Source organism: Phormidium sp. CCY1219 (genome assembly GCF_055795085.1).
Genome location: NZ_JAYFEQ010000859.1, coordinates 1 through 21,599 on the forward strand (window position 1 = coordinate 1; position 21,599 = coordinate 21,599).

15 protein-coding genes are annotated in these 21,599 nt (G+C 52.5%); 10 read left to right on the forward strand and 5 right to left on the reverse strand.

The features are described 5' to 3' along the window. From AC0QH1_RS27830 to AC0QH1_RS27845, 4 genes are all read right to left on the reverse strand, one after another. Nucleotides 1-797: DapH/DapD/GlmU-related protein (locus AC0QH1_RS27830; RefSeq protein ID WP_442957371.1), on the reverse strand; the 797-nt coding region annotated here is incomplete at its 3' end. A 104-nt stretch (nucleotides 798-901) separates the two neighbouring features. Further along, entirely contained in the window at nucleotides 902-1,204 is a 303-nt protein-coding gene (locus AC0QH1_RS27835; protein ID WP_324634698.1) for a EutN/CcmL family microcompartment protein, read from the reverse strand. A 4-nt stretch (nucleotides 1,205-1,208) separates the two neighbouring features. After that, nucleotides 1,209-1,547, reverse strand: a complete 339-nt coding sequence (locus AC0QH1_RS27840) for a carbon dioxide-concentrating mechanism protein CcmK (protein WP_324634699.1) — start codon at nucleotides 1,545-1,547, stop codon at nucleotides 1,209-1,211. A gap of 79 nt (nucleotides 1,548-1,626) precedes the next feature. Next, nucleotides 1,627-1,938, reverse strand: a complete 312-nt coding sequence (locus AC0QH1_RS27845; protein WP_324634700.1) for a carbon dioxide-concentrating mechanism protein CcmK — start codon at nucleotides 1,936-1,938, stop codon at nucleotides 1,627-1,629. A gap of 532 nt (nucleotides 1,939-2,470) precedes the next feature. Between AC0QH1_RS27845 and AC0QH1_RS27850 the strand changes: the two genes are divergently transcribed. From AC0QH1_RS27850 to AC0QH1_RS27895, 10 genes are all read left to right on the forward strand, one after another. Further along, nucleotides 2,471-4,327: an NAD(P)H-quinone oxidoreductase subunit F gene (locus AC0QH1_RS27850; protein ID WP_324634701.1), complete on the forward strand. Its 1,857-nt coding sequence runs from the start codon at nucleotides 2,471-2,473 to the stop codon at nucleotides 4,325-4,327. A 305-nt stretch (nucleotides 4,328-4,632) separates the two neighbouring features. Continuing rightward, nucleotides 4,633-6,132 (forward strand): NADH-quinone oxidoreductase subunit M, encoded by a 1,500-nt coding sequence (locus AC0QH1_RS27855; RefSeq protein WP_324634702.1) that lies wholly within the window; start codon nucleotides 4,633-4,635, stop codon nucleotides 6,130-6,132. A 270-nt stretch (nucleotides 6,133-6,402) separates the two neighbouring features. Continuing rightward, complete coding sequence (locus AC0QH1_RS27860; RefSeq protein ID WP_324634703.1) at nucleotides 6,403-7,578, forward strand: CO2 hydration protein; 1,176 nt, start codon at nucleotides 6,403-6,405, stop codon at nucleotides 7,576-7,578. 545 nt (nucleotides 7,579-8,123) lie between these two features. After that, a complete protein-coding gene (locus AC0QH1_RS27865; protein WP_324634704.1) occupies nucleotides 8,124-9,107 on the forward strand; it encodes a LysR family transcriptional regulator in 984 nt (327 codons plus the stop codon). 554 nt (nucleotides 9,108-9,661) lie between these two features. Next, nucleotides 9,662-9,805: a hypothetical protein gene (locus AC0QH1_RS27870; protein ID WP_324634705.1), complete on the forward strand. Its 144-nt coding sequence runs from the start codon at nucleotides 9,662-9,664 to the stop codon at nucleotides 9,803-9,805. An 84-nt stretch (nucleotides 9,806-9,889) separates the two neighbouring features. Next, a complete protein-coding gene (locus AC0QH1_RS27875) occupies nucleotides 9,890-14,269 on the forward strand; it encodes a CHAT domain-containing protein (protein ID WP_324634706.1) in 4,380 nt (1,459 codons plus the stop codon). A gap of 666 nt (nucleotides 14,270-14,935) precedes the next feature. Continuing rightward, nucleotides 14,936-17,077, forward strand: coding sequence for a ShlB/FhaC/HecB family hemolysin secretion/activation protein (locus tag AC0QH1_RS27880; RefSeq protein WP_324634707.1), 2,142 nt, complete (start codon nucleotides 14,936-14,938; stop codon nucleotides 17,075-17,077). Nucleotides 17,078-17,513: 436 nt separating this feature from the next. Beyond that, nucleotides 17,514-19,208: a transglutaminase domain-containing protein gene (locus tag AC0QH1_RS27885; RefSeq protein ID WP_324634708.1), complete on the forward strand. Its 1,695-nt coding sequence runs from the start codon at nucleotides 17,514-17,516 to the stop codon at nucleotides 19,206-19,208. Between the two features lie 195 nt (nucleotides 19,209-19,403). Continuing rightward, nucleotides 19,404-19,541, forward strand: coding sequence for a hypothetical protein (locus AC0QH1_RS27890; protein ID WP_324634709.1), 138 nt, complete (start codon nucleotides 19,404-19,406; stop codon nucleotides 19,539-19,541). 80 nt (nucleotides 19,542-19,621) lie between these two features. Further along, nucleotides 19,622-20,398 (forward strand): ion transporter, encoded by a 777-nt coding sequence (locus AC0QH1_RS27895; protein WP_324634710.1) that lies wholly within the window; start codon nucleotides 19,622-19,624, stop codon nucleotides 20,396-20,398. A 489-nt stretch (nucleotides 20,399-20,887) separates the two neighbouring features. On the opposite strand, the gene AC0QH1_RS27900 is transcribed toward AC0QH1_RS27895, so the two are convergent. After that, complete coding sequence (locus AC0QH1_RS27900; RefSeq protein WP_324634711.1) at nucleotides 20,888-21,109, reverse strand: LbetaH domain-containing protein; 222 nt, start codon at nucleotides 21,107-21,109, stop codon at nucleotides 20,888-20,890. Nucleotides 21,110-21,599: the final 490 nt, after the last annotated feature.

Genomic DNA, 21,599 nt, shown 5'->3' on the forward strand with positions numbered 1-21,599 from the left:
GGCGCGCAGCTCTTCCAAGAACCGGTGCGGAAGCGGCGCTCGTCCACATGTTCCGTCCCGATGCGGTATCCACCGGCGAGCAACTGGCGGACCTGCTCGATCGCCTCACCACTTAAACTTGTCGTCATCGTCTGACCGTTTGAACTATAGCCATTAGAATAGGGGGTTGAGCCTGCCTCATTGCGAACTTGGGTCACGCAAGCGATATTTTCGGCACAGCGATAGCCGGAGCGTAAGGCATCATTGACACCCACTACATGGGTGGCAAACTTCACGTCCGTATCTTGTACCGCTGGTAAGCGCTCGGCTTGTTGCTGGTTGGTAATCACCGACCCAGAGGGCACGTATTTTCCCGGGGGAATCTCCACATCTTGGATCAAGGCATGCATCATCACGATACAGCCCTTGCCCACCCGGGCGTTAAATACCGTGGAACGAAACCCGATAAAGCAATCGTCACCCACATAAACCGGTCCGTGGATCAAGGACATGTGGGTAATCGAACAATTCTTGCCGATCCACACCGAGTAGCGTGCGTTATCATCTCCGAGAACCCGGCCTTGTTCCAGACCGTGAATGACCACCCCATCTTGGATATTGGTGCCATCGCCAATGTAAAACGGGTTGCCTTCATCGGCCCGGATCGAGGTTCCCGGTGCAACCAACACATTGGCACCAATCCGCACATCCCCAATGATGTTAGAAAAGGAATGAACGTAGGCACTTTTATCTATTTGAGGCTCGGCCATATTTTTCGACCAAGGTGTCGGCGGAGCCGCTGTGCTGCGGACTACCATAACTGAATTCCTCCTTCCTGAACAATTGTCCCTTGTCCTTTGTCATTTGCGCGATCGCCACGATGCCCACGAGCGATAACAAATGACAAAGGACGAGCTTACGCCTAACGATACTGATCTTTCTTGCTATATAGGATGCGATTTTCGACACTCACCGTGTCCACAATCGCGATGACTGCGGCATCCACTGGTCGATCGCCACGCCGAGGAACCTGACGTGCTGCACTGCCTAGGCTGACGAGTACCCACTCGTCTACACCTGCTCCCACACTATCGGCAGCTACCTGATATTTGGGCAGCGGGTTGCCCTGGTCATCTAGCAATTGCACCAGGAGAAATTTCACTCCTTGCAGACTTGGTTCCTTTTGGGTACTGACGACCGTACCGCGAACTTTCGCAAGTTGCATGGGTTTAGGGGCGACCTAAGCGAATGCCGGTGGTGCTTTCCCGGAACTGCTCCACGGCTTCCGTGTAGCGAATCGGCAGCACGTACTCCAGGTTTTCATGGGGACGAGCAATGATGTGGGTGGAGACCACCTGTCCGCCCCTGACCCGGGTCACGTTATCCTGTGCGGCACCCACAGAAGCTTGCACTTCCGACACATCTCCCCGAACGATTACCGTCACGCGACCGCTGCCGATTTTTTCGTAACCCACCAAGGTTACGCGGGCAGCTTTTACCATCGCGTCTGCGGCTTCTACCACGGCTGGAAACCCGAGGGTTTCCACCATCCCGACTGCGATTGACATGAGTTTGACTCCCTCATAGTGTAGTGGTCTGTTTGCGTCCTGTCGGACTCGGTTGTTACCTACGCGCCATAGCGCCGAGCTAATACGTTCGGAACTGTTCCACGGCCTCGGTGTACCGAATCGGCAGTACGTATTCTAGGTTCTCATGCGGACGGGCAATAATGTGGGTTGATACGACTTCTCCACCATTAACTCGCTTGACCGATTCGACCCCGGCGGCCACAGAGGCTTGCACTTCGGATACGTCTCCCCGAACGATGACCGTGACGCGCGCGCTGCCGATTTTTTCATAGCCGACCAAGGTCACGCGAGCGGCTTTCACCATTGCGTCTGCGGCTTCCACAACCGCTGGAAAGCCTTTGGTTTCAATCATTCCCACTGCAATTGGCATGTCTTGTGTCTCCTGAACTGATGAGTCGTTTTACGACAACTAAGCTGCTATGTGAATATTTACGGGAATCCCCACTCTATTTTTTTGCTTAGTTAACGCTATTGTCTTCCTTTAACCAGAATAGGTGAAGCTTGTATCCCTTGACAATATAAATAATAATCATATTGGCAAATCTACGCAATCAGCCGGACTTATATTGTAAAGAAAATTAATACTTTATTAATAAAATTAATGGTGAAATGTAAAGGAGGTTCCACCGAAAGAGGCGATCGCAGAGCCTGGAACCCCCCGGGGGAGAGGCGGCGAAAGCCTCGAGGCACGGGAGGCATGGAAAGCGCGTCGCCACCACGATCGGCCTCATCGAATCGCGGTTATCCAGGAGGCACGCCCCTGACACGGTTCCCTCCCCCACTGGCATCTCCACCCAGACCCCGCCCTCCGCAGCGCGCCGCCCATCGGCTTTGGGCAAAGCATTCAGCCAACCTTTTACAGAAAAACTTTACAACCACAGCAGTTTCAACGGGCAATTCCAATGAATCAATTTCTCGTGCAAACGAGTTGGTGGGTTCCCCTCTACAGTCTGATCGGAGCAATATTGACCTTGCCGTGGTCAACTGGCTCGATCCGACGCACCGGGCCGCGACCCGCCGCTTACTTTAACCTCTTCACCACCACCCTTGCCTTCATTCATGGCGCATTCTTGTTCCGAACCACCTGGAACCAAGATCCACAACAACTAATCTTCCACTGGCTCAGCACTGGAGATTTAGACCTCTCGGTGGTCCTCGACATCTCCCAAGTCAGTACCGGGGCAATGGAATTAGTCACCGGCTTGAGTCTGCTGGCGCAACTGTTTTCCCTCGGCTACATGGAAAAAGACTGGGCATTAGCCAGATTCTTCGGCCTGATGGGCTTTTTTGAAGCCGCCATGAGCGGTTTGGCCATCAGCAATTCCCTGTTTCTCAGCTATGCCTTGCTCGAAATGCTCACCCTGTCCACCTATTTAATCGTGGGATTCTGGTACGCCCAACCTCTGGTGGTCACCGCCGCGCGGGATGCCTTTTTAACCAAGCGCGTGGGAGATATCTTGCTGCTGATGGGGGTCGTCAGTGTGGGCACTCTGGCGGGCAGCTTTAGTTTCTCGGATCTCGAAACCTGGTCGGAAACTGCCGTACTCTCCCCCTGGATCGCCAACCTCCTGGGTCTGGCGTTAATCGCCGGACCGATCGGCAAATGCGCTCAATTCCCGCTGCACCTGTGGTTGGATGAAGCGATGGAAGGTCCCAACCCGGCGTCTTTGTTGCGAAATTCCCTGGTGGTCACTTGCGGCGCTTACGTGCTGATTAAGTTATCCCCCGTGTTGTCCCTGTGCCCGATTACCCCGATCGCCTTAATTGCGATCGGTACCGTCACCGCGATCGGCGCTTCTGCAGTGGCGATCGCCCAAATCGATATCAAGCGCACTCTGTCTCATTCCACCAGCGCCTTATTGGGTCTGGTCTTTATCGCCGTGGGCATGCAGCATGTGGATGTGGCCTTATTGCTCCTGTTCACCCACGCGATCGCCAAAGGTCTCCTGTTTATGAGCGCCGGTTCGGTCATCATCACCACCAACAACCAAAACATTACCGAATTGGGTGGCCTCTGGTCGAAAATGCCCGCCACTACCCTCGCTTTTGTGGTGGGTAGCGCAGGCTCGATCGCCGTCCTCCCCCTGGGCACCTTTTGGGCAATGGAACGCTGGCTCAATGGCTTCTGGATCGTCCCTTGGTGGCTAGTCCTTATCCTGGTGGCGGTCAATGGTTTAACCGCCCTCAACTTCACCCGGGTCTTTAGTCTGGTATTCTTGGGCGAACCGCAACCGAAAACGCGCCGCGCCCCGGAAGTCCCTTGGCCAATGGCTTTACCAATGGTTAGCTTGACTATCGTCACCCTCTTAGTTCCCCTAATGCTCCAACACTGGCAACTGTTGCTCAGTTGGGCCGGCCCTTGGGCAAGAACTGGTCCGGATCCGGCAGTGTTTTCCCTCCCCTTACTGGTTTTCTCTGGCATTTTGGGCTGTGTGGTGGCCGGCCTGCTTTATATCAAACCCGCACAACGCCAACCCGTCCAACTCCCTTGGCAATCCCTGCAAGATTTGTTCGCCTATGACTTTTACATCGATCGCCTCTACCGCCTCACTGTGGTCTTCGCCGTAGAACAGTTTTCCAAAATCAGCGCCTGGTTCGATCGCTATTTTGTCGATGGATTGGTCAATTTTGTTGGCTTGGCTACCGTCTTCAGCGGCCAAGGCTTAAAATATACCGTCCCCGGTGTTTCCCAACTTTACATCCTCACCATTCTCATCGGCGTCGCCGCTTTGGGTCTGCTGATGAGTTCCCTGTTGTAAGACAAGTCCCCCGCCTACATCCGCAAGCCGTTGGCCCGCAAAACTCCACTCGAACACCTCAATTATTCGGCAGTTGAGCTCATCGCCCATGCTGCCTCATTCCTCCTTTTCCCTGCCCACTTCCTGGGGCGATCGCGGCGGGAAAACCGATGAAATTGCCAGCATCACCTAAACGCTCAACAGTTGCAATCCGCCACGGTTCCGAGGCCCTATTTCCCCCCGGAACCCACCGCGAACTCTCTTCAGCCCTTTTCCCCCAATTTTCCTCGTGCAAAACCCTCGTGACAAAGGAGCCGAATTGATTCATGCTCAGTGCTTTGATAGGGGTGCCGTTGCTCGGTGCCGCAATTGTCGGACTATTGCCCACCCAAATGGATGGAAGGCGATCGCGTCAGCTTGCCATCGCGATCGCCTCTGTCTTGTTCCTCTGGACCGTCTTTCTGGGAACCCAATTTGACCCCCATCAGGCGGGGATGCAATTTTCGCAAAACCTCCCTTGGATCGAAACCTTGGGTCTGGGCTACCGCGTAGGCATCGATGGTCTCTCTTTACCGTTATTAGTCTTAAACGCCCTGCTAACGGCGATCGCCCTCTACAGCACTAAACCCTCTATCTCTCGACCTCGGCTTTACTACTCGTTACTCTTGCTGTTAAACGCCGGCGTCTCGGGGGCGTTTCTCGCCCAGGATTTGTTGCTGTTTTTCCTGTTCTACGAACTCGAACTGATTCCCCTTTATTTATTAATCAGCATTTGGGGGGGCGATCGCCGAGGCTACGCCGCTACTAAATTTTTGCTCTATACCGCCGTTTCCGGCATCCTGATTTTGGCCTCTTTCTTGGGTTTGGTGTGGTTCACCGAGGCGAGTAGCTTCGCTTACCAAACCTTTGCTGGGGCAACCCTTCCCCTGGACAAGCAACAACTGCTGCTGGCACCTTTGCTGATCGGCTTTGCGATTAAAATTCCCATCGTTCCGTTTCATACCTGGTTGCCCGATGCTCATGTGGAAGCCTCTACGCCGATTTCGGTGCTGCTGGCAGGGGTTTTGTTAAAATTAGGCACTTACGGTTTGCTGCGCTTTGGCTTGGGCTTGTTTCCCGATGCCTGGGCCGCGTGGGCACCTTGGTTGGCTACGGTGGCGGCGATCGCCGTACTCTATGGTGCCTTAAACGCCATCTCCCAAACCGATATGAAAAAAATGGTCGCCTTTAGCTCCGTTGCCCATATGGGATATATCCTCTTAGCCTGTGCGGCAAATACGCCGTTGAGTCTGTTGGGTGCGGTGTTTCAAATGGTCAGCCACGGTTTGATTAGTGGTTTGCTTTTTCTGCTGGTGGGGGTGGTGTACAAAAAAGCTGGAACGCGCGATTTGCAAGCGATTGAGGGGTTGTTGAACCCGGAACGCGGTTTGCCGATGGTGGGTTCTCTGATGATTTTGGGGGTGATGGCAAGTGCTGGTATCCCCGGAATGGCGGGATTTATTGCCGAGTTTATTATTTTTCGCGGCAGTTTGCCGGTGTTCCCGGTGCAAACTCTCTTGTGTATGGTGGGCACGGGTCTGACGGCGGTTTACTTTTTACTGCTGATTAATCGCGCTTTTTTTGGCCGATTGTCCGAACCGGTGGTGAATTTGCCTCGGGTTGAATGGGCCGATCGCATTCCGGCGATCGTTCTGGCTGTGGCGATCGTGGTTCTGGGTCTGTGGCCTTCTGGCTTGGTGGCTTATACTGAAGCGCAAACTACTGCCTTGAGTCAGCCCACAGGCGCGATCGCTGTCTCGCCCACTGTGACCTCCCCGACGCCCTAATTCTTCATCCCTCCCACCCATCACCCCCACGGGGAAAGGCTCAGCAAATGTGCAGGTTATTTGACCCCGTAGAGACGCGATTAATCGCGTCTCTAAAAAGCCGAGGTTTCCCCCCCCCATTATGGGAACGAGTTACAGTTAAATTTCAGAACATCATCGTTAAAATTAACCCGTTTTTATTCACAAAAAAAATTTATTCGCTTGTATTGTCTTGCTGTCTTAAAAAAAATAAACTTGTTTAAAACCAATTCAGGGAGGATTCTTTCACCCATGACAAGCACAAAATTAAAACCCTCTAATCATCCATTAGCCCCCTATATTAAAAGGTTGGAATCCGGGGGAGACTTGCTACCGCATTCCCCAGAAAATATGATTGAAGTGGTGGGAATTCTCAAAAGCTACGGGGTAGTCCTTGATGCGTATTCCCGCAATCTTATCTATATTGCCAATCATCAGTTTTTAGTGTTTTTTCCGTTTTTTAAGTATTTTAATGGGGAGGTGAATCTACCAAAGCTGTTGCGTCACTGGGGACACGATCGCATTAATTTCGAGTATGCCGAATACTGCATGAAAGTCATGTTTTGGCATGGTGGAGGTGGGTTGGATACCTATTTAGATTCGCCAGAATTTTGCCAGTTAGCTTGCGAGGCGATCGCGGCTAAATTTAAGCGCAATCCGGTGATTCTCGGACTCAATCGGCTGTTTCCTGACTTTTTGCTCGAACAGGTGCGCTGCTTGGCTTATTACAGCGGTTTGGGTCAATTTTGGCGGGTGATGAGCGATATTTTTCTCTCCCTGAGCGATCGCTATGACAGGGGGGAAATCACTTCGATTGCGCAAGTGGTGCAGCATATCCTCGATGGGTTAGTGGCGGCGGCGAATAAACCGATTACTTATGCGGTGAAGATTGGCGATCGCGAATACCCCATCATCCCCAAGGAGGCAGGGTTAACCTTTCTGATGGATACCGCCGTGCCTTATGTGGATTCGATTTTCTTCCGAGGTGCGCCGTTTCCGGGCACGGTTTCCTACAACGCTCAGGCTCATCAAATTCCAGAACGCCAAAGTGCGTTTAGTTATGGTGCCCTGTATGCGGATCCTCTGCCTACCGGTGCCGCAGGGATTCCGCCAACCTTATTGATGCAGGATATGAGGCACTATCTGCCCGATTATCTGCATCGGGTCTATCGCGAAAGCTGTCGCGGGGAAGACGATTTGCGGGTGCAAATCTGCCAAAGCTTTCAAAAATCTATGTTTTGCGTGACCACGGCAGCGATGAAAGGATTGGCTCCTTATCCCCTGGATACCCAGGATGCACAACAACAACAAGCCAATCGCGCTTATCTCGAACAGTGGATGGATCGATTCGTCACCTCCCGCTTGCAGGAGGTCAACCAACCGACAACTCGCGATTGTCAGTTATTCTCGGAACCCCAAACTCATTAACCCCCACCATACACCGGGGCACCCGATGGACGTCCCCGGTTTGGCGATCGCTCAATGGTTATGGGTTGCGCTTAGCTATGAGGGACGCATGAGGAAGACACAAGCATGGGGGGCAGGCGATCGCCTCTCGGGCGAAAGCCTTTTTACCCCAGAAAGGAGTTAGGATTGCAGTTGAGGTTTTGTTTGATGGAGAAAAGACGCTCGATTGCAAAAGAATAAATAGGAAGACAATTGCAAGGGAGTGATGGAATGCACTTTTTCCGCAATGGGAAAAAGTGCATGATGCTGATTCAAAGCGGATCTCCAGTGGATGAAAGGCGCTGCGCGGCGATCGCGGAACTCCCTGGGCACGAAATAAGGGATAATAGCAACAAAAGTTACCATTAGAGTCTGCGATCGCCGTGCAACACTATGGAGAAGGGAGTCTTACAGTTTTTGCAAGTAAATTTATATTAACGTTTTTCAACTATAAAGGGAAGGCATAGTTTTTTATGACTATAATAGATTTTTAGTTATAGATTTAAGGGTTATTTAGGAGATAAGCATTGAAGCAGGCAACGCTGCACCAGCTTAGGGTATTTGAAGCGGTGGCTCGCCACAGTAGCTTTACCCGCGCTGCAGAGGAGCTCTTTCTCACCCAACCCTCTGTCTCAATGCAAGTGAAGCAGTTGAGCAAATCAGTGGGAATGCCGCTGTTTGAGCAAGTGGGAAAACGGTTGTATTTAACCGAAGCGGGTAAGGAGTTACTGGGCACTTGCCGCGAAGTGTTCGAGCGCTTGGCTCAGTTTGAAATGACGGTGGCGGATCTTAAAGGTCTCAAACAGGGACAATTGCGGCTGTGCGTGATTACCACAGCCAAATACGTGATCCCCCGCTTGTTAGGGACATTCTGTCAGCGCTACCCAGGAATCGATTGTTCTCTAACCGTGACCAATCACGAGGGGTTACAGGAACGTCTCAACGACAATCAAGACGATATCTATATCTTGAGTCAACCGCCAAGCAGTCCAGATGTGGCTTGTCACCCGTTTCTGGAAAATCCGCTGGTGGTTTTGGCATCGGTGAATCATCCTCTGGCATCGGAAACGAATATTCCTCTCGATCGCCTCAATGGCGAACCGTTTATCATGCGCGAACCGGGTTCGGGAACGCGACATGCGGTCCAAAAACTATTTGACGAACACTCGGTTGAGGTGAAGGTCCGCCTGGACCTGGGAAGCAATGAGGCAATCAAACAAGCGATCGCTGGGGAGTTGGGAATCTCGGTTCTGTCTCGTCATGTGTTGGCCCTGGAAGGCTGGCGCAATCAATTGACGATTCTCGACGTGCAGGGTTTTCCCATTCCCCGTCATTGGTATGCAATCTACCCCACCGGCAAGCAATTGTCGGTGGTGGCTCGTACTTTTTGCGACTATCTTCTGAATGAGGGTCGCCAAATTATCGAGCAAACAACGAATTTTAAGCAAACTGCCTTCGACCAATTCCCCGAGGATAAGTCTGTAGGTACCCCGGAAAATTCGTCAGTTTAGCCCGATCGCAGCTCATGCTTTTCCCAGGCGCTTTGCTCCGCCTCGCTTTGTTGCGATCGGCATCAGCCATCAATTGTTCACCGATTTGTGTGCTATTTCGACAATGGTTGACCAAACTATCGCAGACACGGCTTACCGCCGTGTCTTTCTCTTTCATCCAAACTGCTGCACCCCAATGGTGCCATTTCCCCCGTCAGCGATCGCCCAAAAGCAATCCGCCCTTACCAGACCTGCGTGCGGGCGATCGCCTCCCAAACTCTAGCCTCGGAAAACACCCATCTCAAATCCGCCAAATTTACTTGCAGATTGCCAAATACCTCTGCTATAATATATGCCAATTTTCTTATTTTGTCGATTTTTCCCACACTTTTCCACCATTTTTATTTGTCTCGGCCCCTTCGAGCGGCGATCGCCCCCGAGTTAATGATTCGCGATAACAATACCCCGCTTTCCATCACTGCAAATCTTGCCGAAAGCAATCTCGAAACAGTTCGTTAAAATAAAGCGTAGACAACCAATAAAAAACCACGGCGTTGGCTTTCTAAAAAACGGCTATGGCTAAAACCACAGAAAAAACAGAAAAAAAGAGCACAGATCGGCTCAACATCGTCCTCGATACCACCTTGAAGCGCCGATTTAAAGCAAAATGTGGCATGGAAGGCTTAGATATGAGTTTGTGGCTTAAGCTCTCTGATTGAAAAGTGGGTCGAGGGAAAAGTTGCTGAAGATTAATTCTTTTTTAATAAAGGATTAACCCCATTACAGCCCACCCCGGTTGGGGAGTGCATCAAAGCGCCAAAGCGATCGCGCGGTTGCAATACACCGTGCTAGTGTGGGGGAAAATGGGAAAAAACCAGAAACTCCCGAACCCCCTGAGAGTGGGAATTGATAAATCGGGTCAAACATGCGAAAATCGAGCAGCTAATTTATTGGCAGTAGCGAGAAATCCCTTGTTGAAGCTCAATCGAGAAAAGACCTATCTGTTAGCGGTGGCGAGTCAATGGTTGAGCCAACTGTCACGGCTGGCTATTTTATTTGCCGGGATTAGCCTGCCGGCTTACGCGCAACCGATCGCGCCTAGGGAGGATGGCACCCATACGGAAGTCACCCGCGATCGCAATCGCTACGAGATTACCGGGGGTCAAACCTCTGGCGATGGCGCAAATTTGTTTCACAGTTTCGAACAATTTAACCTCAATGCGGGGGAAATTGCCAATTTTCACGCCACACCGGCGATCGCCAATATCCTCAGTCGCATTGTCGGCGGCGATCCTTCCGTGATTAACGGGTTAATCCAAATCACCGGGGGCAACCCCAACTTATTCCTAATCAATCCCGCCGGCATTCTCTTTGGCCCAGAGGCCCGTTTAAACGTTCCCGCGTCGTTTACCGCCACCACCGCCACGGGGATTGGCTTTGACAGGCGCTGGTTGAGCGCGCAAGGCGATAGCGATTACACTCGCTTACTGGGCACCCCGAACCGCTTTGAGTTCCCCGCGCAACCGAGTCCGATTGTCAATCTCGGCAACTTAACCCTCACCCCAGGTCACGACCTCGCCCTCCTCGGGGGCACCATTCTCAATACCGGCACCCTCGCCGCCCCGGATGGCAACCTGATCGTAGCCGCTATCCCGGGTCAACACCGGGTGCGGATTTCTCAGCCCCACCATCTGCTGAGTTTGGACATCGCCCCTTCCCCAGATCCCGCCCGGGTGTCTGCACCGCTGACGTCGGTTTCTTTGCCTCAGTTGCTCACTGGGGGCGAGGTGACTCACGCCCGGGATATCCAAGTTTACCCGGATGGGCGGGTAGAATTAACCGGTGCCGGCTTGTCCGTAGAACCGGGGGATGTGGCCACAAGTTCCCACCGCGCCCACAGTGCTACCCTTTCCGCCCAGGGGAATTTAACCCTGTTTTCATCCCCAGGCGGTGGGGAATCGATGCAAACCACCGGGAATCTGACGGGGGTGGCGCAAGAAACGGTGCAAATTCGCGACAGTGCCACGGATCCTTTGCAGATTCGGGTGGGGGGCCAGTTGACGCTCTCTGGGAAGGAAATCGATATTTTTGCGTTAAATCATCCCGCAAGTGGTCTGGTGGCGGCGGGGGATATGCGGTTGCGATCGCCTAATCCGGCGATCGGCGATGCCCGGTTTTCCACCGGGGGCAATTTCCGCATCGAAACTTGCTCTACCCCGACTTGTACCCACAGCACCCCGGGAGATTTAGTCAGTCCCCAGGATCCGGCAATCTTTGCCCGGGGGGATGTGTCCTTGGGATCCTACGAAGGTGGCTCCTTGGGCATTCTGGCGGGGGGAAGCGTCACCCTGGGGGATGTGACGATTACGGGGCGCGACCCCAATGCCACGGGTTTCCCTCAATTCTCCATTCCGTTACCTGAGGGATCCCAGATAGCGGTGGATCTGGCTTCGCAACCGCAGTTGGTGGTGTTGAGTGGGGTGAATCTCTCGGATCCGCAATTGAATCTTCCGTCGTTGGATGCGGTGCAATCTGCCGGATCCCTATCCCCCACGTTGAGCGCTAGGGCTACCGGTGCGGATATTCAAACGGGCAATATTCGGATCGCCTCTGGGGATGGGGCGGTGATTTTATCCAATACTGTGTTCCCCAATCTCGCCTTACCGGGGGGCACGATCGCTACTGGCGCGATCGATACTAGCAGTGTGACTGGTAATGCAGGATATGTGATTATCTTATCCCGCAGTGAGATTAATACTAGTGGGGGCATCCTCAACGCTACGGCGCGCAATGGCAATGGTGGAAATGCAATTCTCTCCGCTGAGGGAAACATTGTTACCCAAGGGATTCAAACCCTGGGCGATTTGAACGGGGGCGCGATTCGCATTACCAGCACTACCGGCACGGTGGATACGGGCGGGGAACGGTTGGTGAGTGGGGGAGAAATCGCCAATGCGAATACGGGTGAGGTGCTGGCGGTGACGGATAATAGCGGCGAGGTGGCGATCGCGGCGCAGGGGAATATCTCCACGGGCAACATTTTCTCGTTTAGCGAGTTCAATAGCGGCGATATTCTGATTGAAAGCCGCAATGGGACGATTGACACCGGGGCGGGGAATTTAATTGCGACCTCGCGCGGGGAGGGGGGAAGTATCTCTGTGAGGTCGCCGGGAAATATCGTCGCCAATAATATACAATCAGCTAGCTTGGACGGGAGTGGCACGGGGGGAGATATTACGCTGGAAAGCGGCCAAGGCTCTGTGAGAACCGGCAGCGTGCTGTCCTCTGGGGAACTGGAGGGGGGCGCGATCGCGATTTCTGCGCCCAATTCTTTGCAACTCGGCGGCATCGATACCAGTTCCGCACTGGGCAATGGTGGCTCGGTAACGCTCACTTCGGGCGGACCGATTCAACTTTCCTTTATCACCGCTCGAGGCGGCGATCGGGGAACGGGAGGCACGGTGAATATCTCCAGCGCCGGCGTCTTCCAAGCTACCGCTACCCTCACAGAACCCGAGGTTTTCGGTGCTAGCATTTTCACCGCCGGGGGCACGGGGTCAGGTGCGATCTCCCTTCGTCACGGCGGCGGAACCACTAACCCGCCCACCCCGTTTGCGATCGGTGACGCAACTTTCAATGGCACCGCCGGGGTGGTAACTACCGGCGAAACAACCCTGACCCCGCTCCAAGTTTATCCCTCCTCCTTCGAGGAAAATAACGTGCGGTTTCTCACTGAAGACCCCCCCGCCCCCTCGCCAGCACCCAACCCGGAACCAACTCCGGTTCCGGAACCGACTCCGGATCCCGAACCGACTCCGGATCCCGAACCGATGGTAGATTATGAGAATAGACCTCCCTTGAACGAACGGGCGATCGCACCCGATACCCAGTTAGTGGCTCAACCCCTGGATACCGAACCCCTAGAAGTGGAAATCGAACAACTGGAAGCCTCTTTCACCGAACAGTTCGATCGCTATCTGGGATTCCCCACCAGCCCTACCATTAGCTCTGTGGGGGACATTCGCAATTTGGCTGCTAAGGTGGAACAGCAAACCGGCCAAAAACCTGCCTTTATTTATCTCTCTTTCGTTCCTCCAGGTCTGCAATTCAATCCGGGCAACTCCCCCCTCCCCCAAGATACCGACCAACTCGAAATTATCGCACTCACTAGTCGCGGAAAGCCCCTGCGCCGTCGCGTCGCCGGTGCCTCTCGCGCGCGCGCCATGTCTGCTGTGCGAGCTTTTCGCTCGGAACTAACGAAGCCCTCTCGCCGTCAAAGTGAAACTTATTTGTCTTGGGCACAACAGTTTTATCAGTGGATCGTGGCCCCGATTGAAGCGGATTTGCAAGCCCGCAATATCGATCGCTTGGTGTTTATTATGGATACTGGATTGCGATCGCTCCCGATCGCTGCCCTCCACGATGGCAAACAATTCGCGATCGAACGCTACAGTATGGGCATCATGCCCAGTCTGTCTCTCGCAGATACGCGCTATACCGATATCCGCAACGCGAGAGTCCTGGCAATGGGCGCTTCCACCTTCTCCAACCTTTCTCCTTTGCCCGCCGTTCCGGTAGAATTAAAGACGATTGTGGGCGATTTATGGCCCGGGGAATATTTTCTCAATGAAGGCTTTACGATGTCTAATCTCCTCTCACAGCGAGAACAGGTGCCTTTTGGCATCGTTCACCTGGCTACACATGGGGTCTTCAGACCCGGTGACCCGAGCAATTCTTACATTCAACTGTGGGAAGAACGGTTGCGCCTCAATGAAATCCGCGAACTCGGCTGGAATGACCCCCCCGTGCAGTTGCTGGTTCTCTCCGCTTGCAGCACTGCAGTGGGAGATGCCCAGGCAGAGTTAGGATTCGCCGGCTTAGCTATCAATGCAGGGGCGCAAACTGCTGTGGCTAGTCTCTGGTCCGTTAGCGATGAAGGCACTTTGGCTCTGATGAGCAAGTTTTACGAACAATTGCGCCAAACACCCATTGTCGCCGAGGCACTGCGTCAGGCACAACTGGCTCTCTTGCGCGGCGAGGTTCGCATCGAAAATGGTCGCGTGCAAGGTACTGGCAAATCCGGGAGCATTGTTTTGCCGACTCCCCTGGATCTCCAAGAGGGTCGCGACTTCTCTCATCCTTATTATTGGTCAGGCTTTACCACTATCGGCAGTCCTTGGTAACTTAGGTGAGGCTCCAGTTAAGCCAGTGGCTTCATAAAGCAATCTATGCATTGCACATAAGCCCTGGCTGCCGCCACGGCTTTATTATACCCGATGCCCTTTTTTTTGTCAAGTGCTTGAGAAACAATTTGCCGGCCAAATCTTCGAGTTTTCCTCTGGAGTCCATGTTAAAATTTTGGGGATAATCTCGAGCATTCATCTTGAGCGCCAACCAGAAACAAAACTTAATTGTTTTGACCTGCAATGGTTATGCTAGCACCAAAAAAAAGGGTTTTCCGGCTTGCAGACCACAAAACACCAGCTTCGAGGGGGAACTTAGCCGCGCTTCTCTCTCTGGGAAAAAGATAGGTGGGTTTTCATCGGTGCGATCGCAAGTGTTGTTAATATGTCCTCTCGTCGATTGGGACAAAAATTTTTGAATCGGCATGGATGAAATCGCCCTAAAACGGATGTTGTTGACAAATGTAATTGATATCGGGTAGAATGGAACCAATGGGGGAGGCAGGAACCTTGTGCAATGCTTTGCTTGCATGGCGGGGTGGGATGGAAAGCTTGGCATTCCCCACCCTAGGGGTAGTCAATTCCCAATTCTGAATTCTCAATTCCCAGCCGCGATCGCTTCTTGAAGAATTTATCGCCTTCTCCTCTTGTGGGGAACAGATACCAATGGATAAACTAACAACAGAGCCATTGCATTTCTACAGTGGCTCTTTCTCCACGGGAACAATAATGGAGTTTTTAAAGCAGATGGTCTCGAACAAAAGGGTTAAGGGTTGGCAATATCCGGTATGCTTTCCGGGGTTAGTGGCGATCGCGAGTTTTGCGGCAACTGAGGTGAAAGCAACACCCACTGGCGGAGTATTCCACCCCGAGGAAGCCGGGGAGAGAGTAGAGGTGGCGATCGCCGAGGATAGAGAGTCCCCGACAACCGCAGCATTCCAGCAGATTCTCGCCTCAACACCTCAAAATCATTATGAATTCGACCTACACTTTCCGGGGGGCAACACCACCGGCGATCGGGATATGCCACGTATGGGAAACATGCCCCAAACCGATAGGGCGATCGCTCCTTTCATATCTGCTGGGGATAAAGATAATGCCGCCTTGGCGAGAGAATCCTTGCCCTGGCGGGAATGGCACGCCCAGACACAACCCCCCTCACCGCCTCCAGAAGCGCCCTCACCGCCCACAGAGGATCCCGATCGCGACCCCTTTTTGCAACCCGGTCCGCAAGTCGAACCCACCCCACCCGACGAGGAAGAAGAACCCGTCATCGAATCCCCCGACGAGGAGACGGGACCAGAAGAGACTCCCAGCCCTCAAATTCCCGTGCGAGAAATTCGCGTCAGCGGGAGTACCGTGTTAACCGAAGAGCAAATCGAGGCGATTACCGCACCGATTGAGGGAACCTCCGTCACCTTAGAAGAACTGCGCCGAATCGCCGATCGCATTACCCAAGAATATCTCGATCGCGGTTATATCACCTCCCGCGCCGTCTTGGTGGATCAAGTGGTCGAAAATGGCATTGTAGAAATTCGCGTCATCGAAGGAAGCCTGCAAGAAATCGAAGTGCAAGGCAACAATCGCGTGAGAGATTCCTATATTCGCTCCCGCATCGAACTCGGCGCAGGTTCTCCCTTAAACACCGCCAACCTCGAAGATAGACTGCGGTTATTGCGCCTCAATCCCTTATTTGAAAATATCGAAGCCAGTTTGCGCGCCGGGGAAGAAATTGGAGCCAGCATTCTCACCGTGCGCGTGCAAGAAGCCAACCCCTTTGGCTTGAGCGTCGGGGCGGATAACTTATCGCCTCCCAGTGTGGGGTCCGAGCGCTTGGGAGGGGTAATGAGCTATCGCAATATTACCGGCTTTGGCGACGAAATATCGGCGGCATATTATTGGGGCGTGGGAGACTCCCAGGTGTGGGATTTTAGCTATCGCATTCCCATCAATGCCATGAATGGCACCCTCGGAATTCGAGTAGCACCGAATAGTAATGGGATTATTCAGCCCGAATTTAGAGAGTTAAATATTGAAGGAGAATCGGAACTTTACGAAGTGAGCTTTCGCCAACCGTTGGTGCGATCGCCCCGGCAAGAATTTGCCCTTTCCCTGGGTTTTACCCATCAAGAAAGTCAGACCTTTGTGGATGAAGAACCCTTTGGGTTTGGTAGCGGTCCGGATGAAGATGGGATCGGGAGCACCAGCACCATAAAATTCGGCGTGGATTACCTGCGGCGCGACGTGCGGGGGGCTTGGTCATTGCGATCGCTATTTAACCTCGGCACCGGCTTTCTCGACGCCACCGTGAATCCCGATCCGATTCCCGACGGGCGGTTTTTTAGCTGGATCGCGCAAGTACAGCGCGTGCAGCGGATCGGCAATTCTCAACTGTTAATCGTCCAAGGAGACCTACAGTTATCCACCAATAGCCTGCTTTCCTCCCAACAATTTGTCATCGGTGGCGGCGCATCCTTACGCGGCTATCGGCAAAATGTGCGCTCCGGAGATAATGGCTTTCGCGTCTCCGTAGAAGACCGAATTATTCTCATGCGCGATGCTTCCGGAACCCCCATTTTTCAATTAGCTCCGTTTGTGGATGTAGGAGCCGTTTGGAATCACCCAGATAATCCCAACGAATTACCGGACGAAACCTTTTTAGCCGGGGTAGGAATGGGGATACTCTGGCAATTATTCCCCGGTTTGAACCTGCGTCTCGACTACGGTCGTCCGATTTTCGAGATTGACGATAAAGGGGACAATGCCCAAGATGAAGGCTTTTATTTTACCGTAAACTATCAACTGTAGTCAAGCGAAGCGGGGAAAAAATCGGTGTTACCACAGCAGTTCGATTTGAGAATTGATAAGCAAGGGTGGAAACCTTTGCATGCAGCGCGATCGCGCGGAGGCGGAGCCTCAGGAGGGGTGCCTCTGCGATCGCCTGGGAACCAGTTAAATCCCCTGGGAACGAGTTAAACCGATCGAACGCAAGATGATGCGCCCGCTTTCCATCCGCCTGCGGGTATCAGCGTCGCCTCTCCCCTCATCTTCGCCCCCTGCGGCGTTTTGTCCCCATTTTCCCCACCGAAGTCCAAACACCGAGATTCCGGCGCACAGGGGGCTGACGCCGAGTGCAAAACCCGACCCTGAAAGAAAATTGGGCAGAGTCTGGCTACAACCATTACACTCCATCCCTTCATCCGTTGATATCCTAATACTTTTAGCTCTCCTACAATTTTGTGGTATGACTTTGGATTCACCTGTTCTCCCCCATTTGACCGATCGCTGGTTACGCACGGTGCGACCCTTAGGGGTCTATGCCCTACACGGTATGACATTCCTCGGGGATGCGCTGATTGCGATTGATTCCGTGCGCGGACATTTGCTAGAAATTGACTGCACCAACGACAACACCACGGTGCTAAATCCCTATCAAGCGTCCGAGTTTATGGACACCACGGGGGTGGCGTTGTGGGAAAATACCCTTTGGTTGACCAGAGAAAACAGCGTTTATTTTTGTGAAGATGCCGGAAGCGATCTGGGCAAAACCGAGTTGAAACCCCAACATTTTGTCACCCTGTCTTATCCCGCCAATGGGGTGGCAGTGTGGGGATCCACGGTTTATGTTAGCTGCCAAAAAGCCGGCTATATTCTGATTTTCAATCGCAAAACCGGGGAAGAAATTACCCGATTTCCCGCCCCCGGAATTGGGGTGCAAAATTTAACAGTTCGCGAGGAAGAATTGTGGGTTTGCGACAGTGAAGAACAAACCGTGTTCTGTCTCGATCGCGCCACTGGGGAACTGTTATTTAGCGTGCTGACCCCGTTTGAACGACCCTCGGGGTTGGCATTTCACCGCCATCCGGAAACCGGACAAGAGGTGCTTTACGTGGCGTATGCGGGGGAAGAAGCCTATATCCGCGACGATCCGAATGCCAGGGATCCGCATCAGTTGGCATTTCGCGATCGCACCCTGATTCATCCCCTCCACTTTCACTACGAGCCGCAAAAGCATTACGCTTTATCCAACGGCTATTTAATCGAAATGTGTTATGTGGAAGAATTGGCCCCCCTCGATGAAGTGCATTTAGAAAATTTGGAATGGCGAATTGCCTTTCCCGCCGAAACCCCTCGGCAAAAATTAAAGCACATCGAACCCATCGGCATGCCGTTTACCGAAGAAGCGATCGACGGGCAGCGGATTGCAGTGTTTAAGTTCGATACCCTCGACACCGCCGAAGCGCGCATCTTTGGCTGGAAAGCCCTGCTGGAGGTTCGCAGCATCAAGTACCGCTTTGCCCCTCGGGATGCGGAAGATTTACCCCCCCTCCCGCCGGCGTATGAAGAGCGCTATTTGGTGGATAATGACCAATTGGCAATGGATACCAGCATCGTTCAACGAGCGGCGCGCGATGCGATCGCCTCGGAAACCAATCTGCTGCGAAAAGTCCTCAACATCCGCGATTATGTCTATGACAAGCTCGAATACGGTATCAAACCCTATATCGATTCCCCAGATGTGGTGTTGCAGCGCGGCGTGGGATCCTGCGGGGAATATGTGGGTCTGATGCTGGCCCTGCTGCGCTTGAATGGAATTGCTTGTCGCACTGTGGGCCGTTACAAATGTCCCCCCCACCCCGATCGCCAAGGCGTTCCCCTGCAACCCGATTACAATCACGTCTGGTTGGAGTTCTATATCCCCGGATCCGGTTGGGTGCCGATGGAATCGAATCCCGACGACAATCAAGACCTAGCTGTTCACCCGATGCGCTTTTTTATGGGCTTGGCTTGGTATCATATTGAATTGGGCAAGGGCATCCGGTTTGAAAGTCTCAAACTCAATGGGGTTCCCCTTCATAAGAGCGAGCTTCCCATCGGCGATTTGGCAATCAATCACGTCCGATTTACGATTAAAGAAGAATTGCCCCCGTTTGGGTAAACAAGCCGAGGCGACGAGAAGTCCCGAGTCGGCTTGCAATGCCCACCGAAGCGGGCGAATCGAAATGCATACACTGCTCGTTCCCAGGCTCCAGCTTGGGAACGCCCCCCCGAGGCTGCGCCTCCCCCCAACTCAGGCAAGTACAATCAATTGCACCCTTGCCGATCGCGTCTTAACGTTCGTTTAGGAGGAATTGTGGAAACATCGTTCTCGACTATTCTGGCAACTCTCGCCCTCGGATTGATGGTGGTGGTTACGGGTGGAATTGTCTATCTCACCGCCGCTGAGTGGCGCGATCGCCGTCGCCAAAAACGGGACCAAAGCTCTCGTTAACCCACTCCCACGGGAAGTTAAGAATTGAGAATTGAGCAATTTTTCGTAATTCTCAATTCTCAATTCTTCATTCTTTACCTATGCAAAATTCACACAAACTGGCGCTTTATTTAGAAGAAACCGATACGCCAATTGGCCGCTGGACGAATTTTATCTTAAGCGGATTCGTTCTGTTATCTTCCGCCATTTTCGTGGCTCAAACCTATCCCCTCCCCCCAGAAGTCGATGCAATTCTGCGGCAAATTAATACGGCAATTTTAATTATCTTCTCCGGGGAATATCTGCTCAGACTGTGGGCAGCAAAACGTAAAATACACTATATTTTTAGTCTCTATTCTATAATCGATTTAATCGTCATCTTGCCCGTGTTTTTGGGAGCATTTGATATTAGTTTTTTGCGAATATTTCGCTGGTTTCGCGTGCTGCGGTTGCTGCGCTTTGTGGAAGGACAAGTGTTTTTTGGCAGCTATCCAGAAGATAGTCTGATTATTACGCGGATTTTATTTACCCTCTTTTCGATTATTTTTGTGTATTCTGGTTTGATTTATCAGGTGGAACATTCTATCAATCCGGAACAGTTTTCCACCTTTTTGGATGCAGTATATTTTTCCGTGGTGACGATGACTACGGTGGGATTTGGGGATGTGACGCCCTTATCGGAAGGGGGGCGATTGATGACGGTGCTGATGATTTTGACCGGAATTGCCTTGATTCCGGGGCAACTGGGGGCGTTAATTAAGGAATTGGTGAAAAATTCCAATCAGGTGGAAAGTCGCTGTACGGTGTGCGGATTGCCCCGTCACGATCGCGATGCCCAGTTTTGCAAGATTTGCGGCACTGAGTTGAAAAATAATTGAAAATTAAAGATTGGGGGTTGAGAATGGGTTTGACAGAAAAAACGGCTGAAAAAAGCGCCTTTTATGGAAGGGTAAGGCTAAATGGGAACCCGCCAGGGCATGACAAGGGCTATTTTCAAACAGCATTTTGACCGACGGCGGATTTCATATCATTTCAAACAATGGGTGTTAACAACCTCCCCCGAACACAACAATCCCGCCAGAGAATTCTAGCGGGATTGTCTGTTATTTCGATTTACTAAAAAGACCCCTGGGGTCTGTGTTAAACAGAATGCTTTTTGCTTTCTTATGGTTCTACTATATCCAAACCGATTGGGGTTGGGTATCTGTCTGTAGATAGAAGTTGAGGGGGTAATCTCGGATACAGGGATGTTTCGGGAAAAGCCCAGGCGAGTAGAAGTCTCGGTCCGGCTTGCTTTTGCCCGCCTACGGGGGCTAATTTTATTGGCAATCCATCGGCTACCATTTTATTTCCCTGCTGATTTGCTGTCATCCTCTAGCTTGCGGATGGGGCGACAGGGGTTTCCCGCCGCAACAACCCCCGGGGGCACATCTCGCGTCACCACACTCCCAGCGCCAATGGTAGAATACAAATTCGCACCCCTCTTTTCCCTGCGCCGGATCCAGGGGATGGGTGGCGGTGTAAATTTGCACCTTGGGGCCGAGCAATACGCGATCGCCCAGGCGAACCTGGTTGCACTCGAGAATCATGCAATCGTAGTTGATGTAAAGGCTCTCGCCGGCGAAGATATTAAAACCATAGTCCCAGGGAATGCAGTTGTCTAGCCCGCGTAGGGTGCGTCACCCCCCTCGCCAATGGGTAGGAAAATTGCACCCTTTCCTCCGGGGGTGACGCACCAACCCAATGGCTGGAAAGTCTGGGGCGATCGCGAGGAACGCTTCCCGTTATAGCTCATGGAGACAGTGCAAGGGGTGCAGGTTGGTAGGGTGGTTGTAGGGGCGATCGCTCTGTTTTTTGGCGCACTGGGTGGGGCGCTGACACCTGCTGGATTCATTGCGCTTGCATCCCCGCTACTCCTTTCAACTTTCGTTAAGTTACTTTTTTGTCCGATCGGATTAATATGTGAGGAGGAACGCTCGATCGCTTTTCTACCGATAAGTTAAAAAGATTGGAGGAAATCTCCTGAAGAGTCTCCCCGACAAACCCTAGTTAACAGAAACATATGGGCCATATTTGTAG

Excerpts from the sequence above, each read along its gene's own strand:
- AC0QH1_RS27880 (WP_324634707.1), top strand. The coding sequence starts at position 14,936 with ATGGATAAACTAACAACAGAGCCATTGCATTTCTACAGTGGCTCTTTC.
- AC0QH1_RS27855 (WP_324634702.1), top strand. The coding sequence starts at position 4,633 with ATGCTCAGTGCTTTGATAGGGGTGCCGTTGCTCGGTGCCGCAATTGTC.
- AC0QH1_RS27860 (WP_324634703.1), top strand. The coding sequence starts at position 6,403 with ATGACAAGCACAAAATTAAAACCCTCTAATCATCCATTAGCCCCCTAT.
- AC0QH1_RS27900 (WP_324634711.1), bottom strand. The coding sequence starts at position 21,109 with ATGATTCTCGAGTGCAACCAGGTTCGCCTGGGCGATCGCGTATTGCTC.
- AC0QH1_RS27840 (WP_324634699.1), bottom strand. The coding sequence starts at position 1,547 with ATGTCAATCGCAGTCGGGATGGTGGAAACCCTCGGGTTTCCAGCCGTG.
- AC0QH1_RS27845 (WP_324634700.1), bottom strand. The coding sequence starts at position 1,938 with ATGCCAATTGCAGTGGGAATGATTGAAACCAAAGGCTTTCCAGCGGTT.
- AC0QH1_RS27850 (WP_324634701.1), top strand. The coding sequence starts at position 2,471 with ATGAATCAATTTCTCGTGCAAACGAGTTGGTGGGTTCCCCTCTACAGT.
- AC0QH1_RS27885 (WP_324634708.1), top strand. The coding sequence starts at position 17,514 with ATGACTTTGGATTCACCTGTTCTCCCCCATTTGACCGATCGCTGGTTA.
- AC0QH1_RS27870 (WP_324634705.1), top strand. The coding sequence starts at position 9,662 with ATGGCTAAAACCACAGAAAAAACAGAAAAAAAGAGCACAGATCGGCTC.
- AC0QH1_RS27895 (WP_324634710.1), top strand. The coding sequence starts at position 19,622 with ATGCAAAATTCACACAAACTGGCGCTTTATTTAGAAGAAACCGATACG.
- AC0QH1_RS27835 (WP_324634698.1), bottom strand. The coding sequence starts at position 1,204 with ATGCAACTTGCGAAAGTTCGCGGTACGGTCGTCAGTACCCAAAAGGAA.